Source organism: Gordonia jacobaea, assembly GCF_965344965.1.
GTDB classification, from domain to species: domain Bacteria; phylum Actinomycetota; class Actinomycetes; order Mycobacteriales; family Mycobacteriaceae; genus Gordonia; species Gordonia jacobaea.
In genome coordinates this window covers 39,259-50,817 of record NZ_CBDRLS010000005.1, presented here as the reverse complement: position 1 = coordinate 50,817, position 11,559 = coordinate 39,259, and the positions used below count along the sequence as shown (strand labels likewise).

Sequence of the window (11,559 nt, the reverse complement as noted above, 5' to 3'; positions counted from 1 at the left end):
AGACCTACCGCTTACCCGGTGAGGCAGGTGTTCCCGGTAGGCAGGTGATCGCGAAGCATCCCGGGTTGCCCTGCAGGGGCGCTCGCAACGGCGTCGAACCGCATCGCAAAACCGTGCAATTCGACGGCGCGTACGGTCCGAACCCCAACGCGCCTAACGTGATATTCGGGTCGGCGAATTGGACCGGATCGAAGTCGAGGTTCATCGTCGGACGGTACGGTCCTGGGTCGGGGATCCGCGGTGTTCGGAAGGCAGCGACGAGCTTCCGAAAGAACTCGCGATACAACTCACTGTTGAGGCTCGCGCTGAGAAGTGTTCCCGGGTCGGGTGAGACGTCGCCGAGAATTCCGTTCCAGCTCACCAACAGTCCGAGACTGGGAACGATGAAGTTGTTCTGCTGCAAGAAGCCGACCATCGCGTAGGCGTCGGAGGGCAACCCGGCGAGGGGTGCCTGCTCGATGGTCTGTCGGGAGGGAAACGACGGACCAGTGCAGGGAGAGTCGTTGACCCAGAACAGATATCCGTAGCAGCGGTTCGACGTAGATGGTGTGCGCGCCTGACGGATGTAGTCAGAACTGATGATTCGCTGGCCGCGCCAGACCCCGTCGTTGAGCATCAGCAGCCCGAGCCGTGAATAGTCCGCCGGAGGCATGAACAAGAACGCGTATCCGTAAGTGTGACCGGACCGATCGCGCGCCCAGAAATAGTCGCGTTGCTTGATTCCCAAGGGGCCGAACAGAGTTCGCTGCGCAAACTGCTGCAGATCTTCTTCGACGGCGCGCTGCACGACGTAGGCCAGGAGGTCGGGTCCGTGCTGCGTGTATTCGAAGAACGTGCCCGGTTCATGTTGAACCGGCAGCGCAAGAGCCTCTTTCGCGATATCCGGGTCGACGTCGAGGCCGGCTGTCAGCGCTTCGCTGATGATCGATTGACGCAGACCCGACGTTTGCGTGAGCAGGTCGCGCACGGTGATCGCTGCATGTGAACGATCGACAGTTCCCGCGGGGAGGTACCTTTGGATCGACGCCCCGAGATCGAGTCGCCCCTGCGTATACGCGACACCTGCGAGCATCGAGATGACGCTCTTGGTCGAGCTGAACAGACTCCACGGAATGTTTCCGGTCACGGTGTTGAGTGGGCCGTTTCCGATCAGACAGTTGTTGCGATAGACCTCGATATGCGTCCGCATTCTCGACGCGGCGAATGCGATGGCGTCGTCGAGCTTTGCCTTGTCGATTCCGACACTCGACGGCGTGGCGGAATTGGGTGCCGCAGAGCCCTGCGGAAGGGCGCACCGGGCTTGGCTCGGCGCTGCGTCGGCGGTCGGCACAGTGGTCAGCGCGACCGGTGCCACCAGTGCGATCAGTGCTGCACAGGTCAGCAGAAGTCGCCGCCGGGAAGGCGTGAAAAGCCGATGCGCCGGATGCTCGAACACTGCGCTGACCCCCTGATCGTGAGAACAACTGACGTGCAGCGTGGCACGCGACTGATCGGGTGGTGTCGGCTTCGAGAAATGGAGGGCGATTCCGTTGAGATCGTGTGCAGATCGGCCCGCGGGGTGGCCACACTGCACACATCCGGGCGCAGCAGTCGAGGGTCTGACCGAATATGTCATCGAAGTGAACGCCGGGCGGTATTTCGCCGCCACAGAACAAATGGCCTCGCGGGATCGACGTATTGCCATTAGCGTGGATCGCGCCACGTCCGAGCGCATACGGCATCGGGAGGACTGCCATGACAATCTTCGTCACCAACGCCGGGTTACAGATCCTGGCGCGTGTCACCTGGCGTCGTGCGGCCGTGTTGCTGACCACCGAAGTCGCGCGCAACGTCGAGGGCACACCGGTTGTGCGCGTCGTACATTCACCTACGGTGACGCTGCCGATTCACAAGGTGGTGGCCATCAAGCGCAACGCGTACCGACCTTATGCGGGCAAGTCGATGGATTCGTATGCCTCGACAGCGACCATTCTGCGCCGTGACCAGTGGATTTGTGCCTACTGCGACGGCCCAGCCGACACCGTTGACCACATCGTGCCGGTGTCCAAGGGCGGCAAGAGCACCTTCGGAAACCAGGTTGCGGCGTGCAAATCGTGCAACGGTTTCAAGGCCAATCGCACTCCGCGGCAGGCGGGTATGGCGATGAGGCACGCGCCGTTCGTCTACGACCCGTGGGCACAGGACCAGAAAGAGGTCTGGGAGCTGTTCACGTTGCGGCCGAAGACCGGGTAGTTGCCGTGGCGGATCACGATGAATCCGCTACGGCGCAACCACATACGTGGTGTTCCCGACGACGGCGCGAGTCTGATTCTGCGGGCTACTGATCGACGTCCACCAATACGACGTGTGCGCACCGCTGAATTTGTTGTTCGCCAACTTTTCCTGTGCGGCGGGGTTCGGCCCGTCAGGCCAGTTGTCGGTGTTCGCCCACCCGTCCCAGCGTCGACTGATGTCGGTCACCGTGTATCGAGTGTTGTCTGGTGCTGGCCGCAGTGTGACTCCGTCCAGTGTCTTCCCGAGGTCGCCGCCGAGACGTCGTTGCGGGTTCCCGATCAGAACAAACGAGAGGTCGGAGGCGCTCGGAGCCCCCGGCTTGCCCGCGTAAGCGCGGAGCCACTCGGATGCGATCTGGGCGCCCCGCGAGTAGCCGAAGACAATCTTCTTGCCTGGCGTATTGCGAATGGAGTCATTGAGATTGTCGCGACCCTTCAGCAAGCCCGCGTAGGTCAGGTCGTTCGACGCAGGCACGCCCACCGGTGTGCCATGAGCGGGCGCGAAGCCGCTCAGCGTCGTGTTCATCGTCGCGGCGGCGAAAGCTCCGAGGCCGATCAGTAGTGGTTCGCAGGTGAGTACGGTCGTGGTCTTGTTGTCCGCAGCGAGGGCGACGTCGGCTGACCGTTCGGGCGGGCCCGGCCGCGGGGTCGAAAGGAGGATGGACGCGGCAAGCAGGGCGATCATGCAGGCTGCTGATCCTGCGAAATTTCTGTGCCGTGAGCCGAGTCTTCTGCGTCGTGAACGCAGCGGGACGTTGTCGCGATGGGCGTGGTGTGTGCGGGCGAGAGACATGGACGATTCGCCGTTCGGTAGGGGATGATTTCCCCCCCGTGACCAGGATTACCAACGACTGAGAGCATGTCGCTAGCTCGGCGAACGACCGTAAGCAAACTGTTAGCGGCGGCTAACGGAACGAACTCAAATGCGACTGTGACTCCCATCACGGACTGTGTGTACACTCGTTCACTACGAGCTACCGGAGGGAGGCTGGTGAATCTTCTCAAGTGGAGTAAGCGGCCTGCGGCCGACGTCGACGCGACGCGCCCAGAGGTCAACATCCTGCGAGGCCTGATCGCGCGAGCGACGACCCCTCTGCTACCCGACGACTATCTACATCTGATCAATCCACTGTGGAGCGCCCGTGAACTACGCGGACGCGTCGAGGACGTCGTCAAGGAGACCGCCGACAGCGCGACGGTGGTGATCCGCACGGGATGGGGCTTTCCCGAGAGCTATCAGCCAGGGCAGTACGTCGGCATCGGACTCGACGTCGACGGGCGCTGGCATTGGCGGTCGTATTCGCTGACGTCATTCGGCAGCAACGACGACAAGACGATCTCCATCACCGTCAAAGCCAATCCCGACGGCTTTCTGTCGACGCACCTCGTCGACGGTGTCGCGCCCGGCACAATCATTCGCCTCGCCGCGCCCAAGGGTGATTTCCACCTGCCGGAGCCGGTTCCCGACGCAGTCCTGTTCTTGACCGCGGGCAGTGGCATCACGCCCGTGATCGCGATGCTTCGCTCGATGAAACACCGCGAACAGACGCCCGACATCATTCACGTCCACGCCGCGCCGAGCCGCGACTCGGTGATCTTCCTCGATGAGCTGGAACAACTCGACGACGAAACACCCAGCTACACACTCGATCTACGCCTCAGTTCGGAGGACGGCAGATTCGACGTCACTCAGCTCGACGCCGCGGTTCCGGATTGGCGCGAGCGCTCGTGCTGGGCGTGTGGACCCATCGAGTTCCTCGACGACATCGAGGACGTGTTTCGCGAGAACGAGCTATCGGATCAGCTGCACATCGAACGATTCGCCATCGCACGCACCGACGTCGGTGGTGAGGGCGGCACGGTGACGTTCGCGAAATCGGGTAAGTCGGCCGACGTCGACGGTGCCACCACACTCCTTGAAGCAGGCGAGGAGTTGGGAATTCAGATGCCCTTCGGATGCAGAATGGGTATCTGCCAGACCTGCGTTGTTCCGCTCGCGGCCGGCTACGTCCGAGATCTGCGCAGTGGCGACGAACGACGTGAAGGTGACCGAATCCAGACATGTATCTCGACCGTGTCGGGTGAATGCACGCTAGACCTGTAGGGAGACTCCATGGCCATCACCGACATCGATCGGTACGCCCATCTCACAGAAGCCGACGTCGAGGCACTGGGTGCCGAACTCGACGCGATCAGACGTGACATCGAAGAATCGCGAGGTGTCGCCGACGCGAAATACATCCGACGCACCATCGCATTTCAGCGTGCGCTCGCCGCCGGCGGACGCGTGGTGCTCATGTTCAGCAACCGCAAACCCGCGTGGATTCTCGGCACCGGGATGCTCGGCGTCGCCAAGATCGTCGAGAACATGGAACTCGGCCACAATGTGATGCACGGGCAGTGGGATTGGATGAACGATCCCGAGATTCACTCGTCGTCATGGGAGTGGGACACCACCTGCCCGAGCGTGCAGTGGAAGCACTCGCACAACTTTGTGCACCACAAGTACACGAACATCGTCGGCATGGACGATGACGTGGGCTACGGCATCCTCCGTGTCACGCGAGACCAGCCGTGGGAATGGTGGAACGTCGGCAATCCGGTCTACAACTTCCTTCTCGCAACGTTTTTCGAGTGGGGCGTCGCACTGCACCACCTCGAGACGGAGAAGTTGAGGACCGGCCAGAAGTCGTATCGCGCTGCGCTGAAGGATCTTCGGGTGATCGGGCGGAAGGTCGGGAAGCAGGCCGCCAAGGACTACCTGATCTTCCCCGCGCTCGCCGGACCCAACTGGTTCACCACGCTGACCGCCAACGCGACTGCGAACTTCATCCGCAACTACTGGTCGTACGCGGTGATCTTCTGTGGTCACTTCCCCGACGGTGCGGAGAAGTTCACTGTCGAGGAGTACGAGGAAGAAGACCAGCCCCGCTGGTACCTGCGACAGATGTTGGGATCAGCCAACTTTCGCGCAGGCCCGCTGATGCGATTCATGAGCGGCAACCTCAGCCACCAGATCGAGCACCACCTCTTCCCGGATCTGCCGAGCAATCGGTACGAGGAGATCGCGGTCCGCGTGCGCGAACTGTGCGACAAGTACGACCTGCCGTACACCACGGGCTCGTTGCAGCATCAGTACTGGTTGACGTTCCGGACTATCGCGAAGCTGTCGGTGCCCAACGCCATGTTGAAGGCCAGCGCCGACGACGCACCAGAGACGGCATCGGAGTTGCGCTTCAACATCATTGAGGGCACCAAGACGCACTTCGGCGTCGACCCGGATACCGGCCGCCGGCGCGGGCTGCGGTCGGCGTTGCGGGAGCTGCGGTCGTCGCGGGTGGCTGCCCACCGCTGATCGAGCTTGTCGAGATCACCTCCTCGCGGGGGTGGGGTGGTTTCGACACGGCTGCTCGCTTCGCTCGCGGCCTGCTCAACCAGCGGTGGATGATCGAGCTTGCCTACCGCTGATCGAGCTGCCCACCGCTGATCGAGCTTGTCGAGATCACCCCCGCCAGCGCAGCACCTCAAGCGCGACGCCGACGTCGAGCAGGCTCTCGTCGAGCGGACGAGGCAGTAGTTCATCGGCCCGTGCGAGGCGTCGAATCACGGTGTTGCGGTGCGTATAGAGCGCTTCTGCGGTCCGAGAAGTGTTGCACTGCAGCCTGATCCAGGTTCGCACTGTGTCGAGTAGGGCTGAGTCGGCATGTGCGAACTCGCCGAGAGTGTCGTCGACGAATGCTGCGGTGTCCTCGGCGGACGACATCAGCAGCGAGACCAGTCGGACGTCGTCGTACCTTACGAATCCGTGCGAGCCGCCTAGCTGCGCGACGATCCGCTGGGTCGCGAGCGCCTGAAAGTGGCTGGTGCGGAAGCCGTCGACGCCGTCGCCTGTTCTACCGACGGCGACGTCGATCAGTGGTGATGGCGAGACACGCGCGATGCGTGCCTCATCGGTGGGCAGCCACATCCACAGCGACGCTGCGCTGGCCACGACGGTGAGCCGGCTGGCACACCCGGCCGAGGCGGCCAGCGTGTCGGCGGCAGATTCGAGAGTTGCAGCCTGTTCGGGATGGCTGCTCCACAGGATCAACGCGGTGTGCGGGCCGAGGAGTCGGTAGCCGAGTTGGGTTTCGGCGCGATCGATGGGGATGGGTGCGCCTTCGAGAAGCAGTGCAACCGCTTCTCGACGCTGCGCGTGTGTGCCGCGGGTGAGCTCGCGTCGTTCGCTGCGCATCCTGTTGCTCGTCGCCTCAACAGTGTCGTCGATGAAGGTCGAGATGGAGATGAGTGTGATGTCGAGGAGTTCGCGCAGTTGTTGGGGGTCGTCGGTGAGGCTGAAGCAGACCTGCATCCACAGACGCCAAGCGACGCTTTGCGCGGTGCGGAAGGCGTCGAGTGCTGATTCATCGAGGCCGCGCCGGACGAGGTCGCGAGCGGTGGCGAGGATGTCGGGGCTGATCTCGGCGGGTACGCGTTCGCCGGGATGGACTACGTTGCTCCTCGCCCAACGCATGGTGTTCGCGAGGTTGGTGCGGCGAGTTCCCTCGGCGAGCACAGGGTCGTCGGCGATGGCCTTCATACGGATACCACCTAGCGAGGCGTCGTGGATGGCTTCGATCCATTCCTCGGGCGGGTCCAGGATGAGTTCGGCGCCGCGTCGGATCAGGCTTTTGATCTCGGGGGATACGTACGGCCACTCATCGGACATCCGAACAGTATGCACCTTGCACGGCGTTCATCGGGGGCACTTGGCACCTGGTGCGACGGCTGAGTGTGACGCACTCTGGAATGTAACAACGTATGGTGTCATATTTGCCGTGCGGGAAATCGAGCCAGATCTAAGGAGGCACAGGTGCCCACAACAGCAACACCTGTCGAAACGTTGGACGTTCTGATCGTCGGGGCGGGTGTCTCCGGTATCGGAGCGGCCCACTACGTGACGAAGGAGATGCCGCAGAAAAGCTTCGCGCTTCTCGAGGGTCGCGAGTCGATTGGTGGCACCTGGGACCTGTTCCGCTATCCGGGCATCCGGTCTGACAGTGACCTGCATACGTTTGGATTCGAGTTCAAGCCGTGGGTCGACAAGCAGTCGATCGCCGACGCCGACCGCATCATGCAGTACCTTCGCGAGGCCGTCGACGAGGACAAGATCAACGAGCACCTGCGGTTGCAGCACAAGGTGACCGCATTGAACTGGTCGTCGAGCGAGCAGTTGTGGACGGCAGAGATCGACCGTCTCGACACCGGTGAGCACATTCAGCTGAAGGCTAGTTGGGTGTACTGCGGGTCGGGCTACTACAACTACGACGAGGGGTTCACGCCTCACTTCGAGGGTCGCGAGCGGTTCACCGGGCAGGTCGTGCATCCGCAGCACTGGCCCGAGGATCTCGACTACAAGGGCAAGAAAGTCGTCGTGATCGGAAGTGGCGCAACGGCTGTCACGCTGCTCCCCGCGATGGCGAACGAGACCGAGCACATCACGATGCTCCAGCGCACGCCGACCTACATCCTCCCGCTGCCCAAGCATGATCCCTTCGCCAACGTGGCACGACGCATCCTCGGCGACGAGCGCGGCTATGCAGTTGCGCGGTGGAAGAACATTCTGCAGCAGCGCGTCTTGTACGAAGCGGCACAACGCTTTCCGAAGACGTCACGCAAGGTGATCCGCAAGGTCAACCAGGTCCTCCTGCCCGACGGATACGACGTAGACACCCACTTCAATCCGCCGTACAACCCGTGGGACCAGCGGTTGTGTGCGGTCCCGGATGCCGATCTGTTCAAGACGATTCGCTCGGGTAGGGCGTCGGTGGTGACCGACCGAATCAAGACGTTCACCGAGAAGGGGCTCCTACTCGAGAGCGGGACCGAACTCGAAGCCGACATCGTCGTGACCGCAACGGGTTTGAACGTACGACTGTTCGGCGGGATGGATTTATCACTCGACGGCGAGCCCGTGGTGCTGCGTGACCACGTCATCTACCGCGGCATGATGTTGAGTGGTGTTCCGAATCTCGCACTCGCCGTTGGATATACGAACTCGTCGTGGACGTTGAAAATCGGTCTGATCGGCGAGTACTGGTGCAGGCTCATGGCGTACATGGATGCGCGCGGGTACCGCGAGGTGGCGCCTGTGGTGGATCCGAACATGGAGACACGTCCCGCGCTGGACTTCGGAGCTGGCTACATCAAGCGCGTCGAGGACCAATTGCCGCGCCAGGGTGCTGAGGAGCCGTGGAAGATGTCGATGAGCTTCTACAAGGACCGCAAGGCTCTGGGCGCTGACGTAGCGGACTTCGAGAATCTGCGGTTTACGAGGGCGGCTTCGCCGGCCGACGTCGGCTCGCCCGAGGGCTCCGAGCGCGTGGAGTCTGCCGTCGGCTGACAAATCTTCTTATGGCGCAGGCGCGGGAGTCCGAGGGGGCTCTCGCGCCTTTGCCATGTGGGGCTCTGTCTACTCGGGCATCTGGTCGATCGTCGCGCGGGTGAAAGCGATTGCCTTGTCGCACAGTTTGTTGATGGGTGGGGGACTTATATTTACGGAGGCCCTCGTCGCAATAATCGCCTCGCCTGATTGCACGAAGGTCGTGCAATCAGTAGCTGACGGTGAACTTCCAACTGCAGCCCTGCGGTCACCCATTGCAATGTCAGGCAGCCATGCAACGAACCCATCTTGCCGCTGCTTGTAGATGTCCAGCTGTGGTTGGTTACCTACGATCTGCGAAAGGTAGGCGGACTCGTAGGCATTCATCGACCATCTGCAACCTCTTGCAGTCTGGTGGTCGGCTATGGCGGCGTCTTTCACGGAGTCCGGATCCAAATGGTTCGTGGACAGAATCTCTGTGGTAGCTGCAGTGCACGGCTCGTAGGTTGTCCCGTCGTTTCCGTTACTCCACCGCCTAGCGAAAGTAGTTGTAAATGGCAGATGTCTTCCAGCGTCGTCGGTTTGGCGCACAATGGTGCTTGAATCGGTACTCTCGGCGGGAGTCGCCGCCGCAGCGGTTGGTCTCCCCGGCACTACATTTACTTGGGTGCAGCCACTAATTGCCAATATGGATAGGACAAATACGCCCATGGTGCTTAGCGCATTGAACGCGCATCGGTGATTGTTAGGCAGGTCGGCCGTGTCAGGTTGCTTCAGCATGGTGAAACTCGTCGTAGCTCCTCGGCTGTGGTTTCGGTGTGCACAAGGCACAGATACAGGTAGCTCGCGCACGCCAACGATCCCGAGCTTGCGTGTCGACTACTCGGGCATCTGGTCGATCGTCGTGCGGGTGAAAGTGATTGTCCTGTTGCAGATTTCGTCAATAGGCGGAGCGTCAATGTAGATGGAGAGGTCGGTAATTACGAGTGCGTCACCAGAGCGAACAAAGGTTGTGCACTCCGGGATGGACGGGGTCGTAGACACTGCGACACGACGGCCAGACATTGAAATGTCCGCTCTCCAAGTGACGAACTGTGCATACATCTGCTTGTACGTATCAAGGTCGGGTTGGTTGCCGACATACTGAGAGAGAGATGCGTGCCTTCGATCACTTAGTGACCACATGCAGCCCCGTGCGGTTTGGTGATCAGCGGCGGCAGCGTCCTGAGCGGAGCGAGGGTCAAGGCTATTGGCGATCAGTATTGACTCGGTCGCGGCGGTGCAAGGTTCGTACGTAGTTCCATCATTTCCGTTACTCCATCTGCGCGGAAATATGGTATCGAAGGGAAGGGAGCGCCCATGGTCATCGGTTTGCCGGATTGTGTTCTTTGAAGGCGTCCCTCCGGTCGAGGCAGTAGGTGAGAATTCGGCACTCGGCTGGCCATCAACGCTGTAGCACGAGCTGAGTGTGAGCACGCATGCTAGAAGCAGCAGGGTTTTTGTGACCCCAGAACTGAACGGAGAACTCATCCATGCGCGCAAGCCGTCTGCGGTGGAGGAGTCCGCATCAGCCAGGTTGGTGCCTCTCGATCGGCGGGCCTGTGCGAGTGAAGTCAGGTCACCGGTTTGTTCCTTCAGGCTCTTTCGCCTTACCCTCGCAGCAGACTGTCGTATTTGCTTCACCGGCTACTCGGGCATCTGGTCGATCGTTGCGCGCGTAAAAGCGATCGCCTTGTCGCAGATTTCGTCGATGGGTGGAGGATCGGAATACGCTGACATGCGTGTGAAAACGATTGCGCGGCCAGAGTCCACCATCGCCGTACATTCCCCGAGTTCGTGGACCGATCCCACTGCGACTAATCTCATATTGATTGAAGTGTCTGGCCGCCAAACAAATGACGTTGATTTCTTTAGTTTGTATTCATGTAACGGCCCGTTATTACCGACTATCTGCGTAAGAGAGTGGGACGTCGAACCGGTGTAAGACCATCTGCATCCTCTCGCGGTTTGGTGGTCGGCGATTGCTGCATCTCTTGCTGACCTTGGATCAAGGCCAGCAGCTCGGAGAGTAGTGGTATCAGCTGCGGTGCAGGGTTCGTAGGTCGTTCCGTCGTTGCCGTTACTCCAGCGCCTCGGAAAAACAGTTGTGAACGGCAGCGGCCGCCCCGCTTCGTCAGTTTGGCGAACATCGGCTTTGGCATTGGCACTCTCGCCTGGATTCGCCGCCGCAGAAGTTGGTTCCCCCGGCACTACACCTACTTGACTGCATCCGCTAACTGCGAACACAGCTAGGAGAAAGATGGCCGCTGCGGTCAAAGTCGCGCCGTTCATTACGACTCTATGCTTTGAGCTCATCTGCATTCAACGAGTCTTCGAGGCTTAGACCCGCGCCTGCGGACAAGCACTTGGTGCTCAGCGAGTGCAATGTATCGATTTGTTCCCCGAGAGTGGCTCGCCATTTTTCGATCAGTGCATTCAGCCGATTGTTTACTTCCTGACCTTCAACGAAGTCTCCAAACTGATTGGCAGAGTCAATGTCGGTTAGCGCGGCGAGTGCCTCCTCCAACCCCGCCACACCGTCGGCGGCGACCCTGGCGCGCCGCTCCCAGTCGATCGTGTTGAACCGGACCGTGCCGCCGTCGTCTTTGGTGTTGCCGGGTGGTTGGACGTACGCCATCGAGCTGCGTTCCGTGCCGCCGAGGTTTGCGATCCCGTCCTCGGACTGTAGGTTCACAACTCCACCGGGCATGGTGAAGAAGTCAGTCATGTCCTTACCCCCTCGCAGCAGACTGTCGCGCAAGCGCCAAGACAGTTAACCATGACAGTGGGTGGTTCGGGTGTCGGATTTGCCAGGGTGTGGATGATCAGTCGCGGCATCCTGCGACGAGGTCCGATGGCAGTCCTCGGCCCGCTGCAAAGAGAATC

11 protein-coding genes are annotated in these 11,559 nt (G+C 61.0%); 4 read left to right on the top strand and 7 right to left on the bottom strand.

Annotated elements, in window-relative coordinates; all coding sequences use genetic code 11:
• Nucleotides 1-4 precede the first annotated feature (4 nt).
• Nucleotides 5-1,435 (bottom strand): serine hydrolase domain-containing protein, encoded by a 1,431-nt coding sequence (locus ACRVY7_RS17180; protein WP_431817929.1) that lies wholly within the window; start codon nucleotides 1,433-1,435, stop codon nucleotides 5-7.
• Nucleotides 1,436-1,734: 299 nt separating this feature from the next.
• On the opposite strand from ACRVY7_RS17180, the gene ACRVY7_RS17175 reads away from it, so the two are divergent.
• Nucleotides 1,735-2,232, top strand: a complete 498-nt coding sequence (locus tag ACRVY7_RS17175; RefSeq protein WP_005206366.1) for an HNH endonuclease — start codon at nucleotides 1,735-1,737, stop codon at nucleotides 2,230-2,232.
• Between the two features lie 27 nt (nucleotides 2,233-2,259).
• Here the strand turns inward: ACRVY7_RS17175 and ACRVY7_RS17170 are convergent, their stop codons facing one another.
• On the bottom strand, nucleotides 2,260-2,958 hold the full coding sequence (locus tag ACRVY7_RS17170) for a PE-PPE domain-containing protein (RefSeq protein WP_431817928.1): 699 nt from the start codon (nucleotides 2,956-2,958) through the stop codon (nucleotides 2,260-2,262).
• Between the two features lie 306 nt (nucleotides 2,959-3,264).
• Between ACRVY7_RS17170 and ACRVY7_RS17165 the strand changes: the two genes are divergently transcribed.
• A complete protein-coding gene (locus ACRVY7_RS17165) occupies nucleotides 3,265-4,377 on the top strand; it encodes a ferredoxin reductase (protein ID WP_064868622.1) in 1,113 nt (370 codons plus the stop codon).
• A gap of 9 nt (nucleotides 4,378-4,386) precedes the next feature.
• Nucleotides 4,387-5,628 (top strand): fatty acid desaturase family protein, encoded by a 1,242-nt coding sequence (locus ACRVY7_RS17160; RefSeq protein WP_431817927.1) that lies wholly within the window; start codon nucleotides 4,387-4,389, stop codon nucleotides 5,626-5,628.
• Nucleotides 5,629-5,775: 147 nt separating this feature from the next.
• Here ACRVY7_RS17160 and ACRVY7_RS17155 read toward each other — a convergent pair whose 3' ends face one another.
• Entirely contained in the window at nucleotides 5,776-6,981 is a 1,206-nt protein-coding gene (locus tag ACRVY7_RS17155; RefSeq protein ID WP_431817926.1) for a PucR family transcriptional regulator, read from the bottom strand.
• Nucleotides 6,982-7,125: 144 nt separating this feature from the next.
• Here ACRVY7_RS17155 and ACRVY7_RS17150 point away from each other — a divergent pair, with 144 nt between their 5' ends.
• Nucleotides 7,126-8,655 carry a flavin-containing monooxygenase gene (locus tag ACRVY7_RS17150; RefSeq protein ID WP_431817925.1) on the top strand — a complete coding sequence of 510 codons (1,530 nt, stop codon included), beginning with the start codon at nucleotides 7,126-7,128 and terminating at the stop codon, nucleotides 8,653-8,655.
• A gap of 69 nt (nucleotides 8,656-8,724) precedes the next feature.
• On the opposite strand, the gene ACRVY7_RS17145 is transcribed toward ACRVY7_RS17150, so the two are convergent.
• From ACRVY7_RS17145 to ACRVY7_RS17130, 4 genes are all read right to left on the bottom strand, one after another.
• Entirely contained in the window at nucleotides 8,725-9,345 is a 621-nt protein-coding gene (locus ACRVY7_RS17145; protein ID WP_431818239.1) for a DUF3558 family protein, read from the bottom strand.
• Nucleotides 9,346-9,513: 168 nt separating this feature from the next.
• On the bottom strand, nucleotides 9,514-10,164 hold the full coding sequence (locus ACRVY7_RS17140) for a DUF3558 family protein (RefSeq protein ID WP_431817924.1): 651 nt from the start codon (nucleotides 10,162-10,164) through the stop codon (nucleotides 9,514-9,516).
• Nucleotides 10,165-10,320: 156 nt separating this feature from the next.
• On the bottom strand, nucleotides 10,321-10,965 hold the full coding sequence (locus ACRVY7_RS17135) for a DUF3558 family protein (protein WP_431817923.1): 645 nt from the start codon (nucleotides 10,963-10,965) through the stop codon (nucleotides 10,321-10,323).
• Between the two features lie 7 nt (nucleotides 10,966-10,972).
• The gene (locus ACRVY7_RS17130; protein WP_431817922.1) at nucleotides 10,973-11,401 is read right to left on the bottom strand and encodes a hypothetical protein; all 429 of its coding nucleotides are present in this window, start codon (nucleotides 11,399-11,401) and stop codon (nucleotides 10,973-10,975) included.
• Nucleotides 11,402-11,559 lie beyond the last annotated feature (158 nt).

Coding starts and splice junctions, on each gene's coding strand:
- ACRVY7_RS17175 (WP_005206366.1), top strand. CDS start 1,735: ATGACAATCTTCGTCACCAACGCCGGGTTACAGATCCTGGCGCGTGTC.
- ACRVY7_RS17170 (WP_431817928.1), bottom strand. CDS start 2,958: ATGATCGCCCTGCTTGCCGCGTCCATCCTCCTTTCGACCCCGCGGCCG.
- ACRVY7_RS17160 (WP_431817927.1), top strand. CDS start 4,387: ATGGCCATCACCGACATCGATCGGTACGCCCATCTCACAGAAGCCGAC.
- ACRVY7_RS17155 (WP_431817926.1), bottom strand. CDS start 6,981: ATGTCCGATGAGTGGCCGTACGTATCCCCCGAGATCAAAAGCCTGATC.
- ACRVY7_RS17145 (WP_431818239.1), bottom strand. CDS start 9,345: ATGGGCGTATTTGTCCTATCCATATTGGCAATTAGTGGCTGCACCCAA.
- ACRVY7_RS17140 (WP_431817924.1), bottom strand. CDS start 10,164: ATGAGTTCTCCGTTCAGTTCTGGGGTCACAAAAACCCTGCTGCTTCTA.
- ACRVY7_RS17135 (WP_431817923.1), bottom strand. CDS start 10,965: ATGAACGGCGCGACTTTGACCGCAGCGGCCATCTTTCTCCTAGCTGTG.
- ACRVY7_RS17130 (WP_431817922.1), bottom strand. CDS start 11,401: ATGACTGACTTCTTCACCATGCCCGGTGGAGTTGTGAACCTACAGTCC.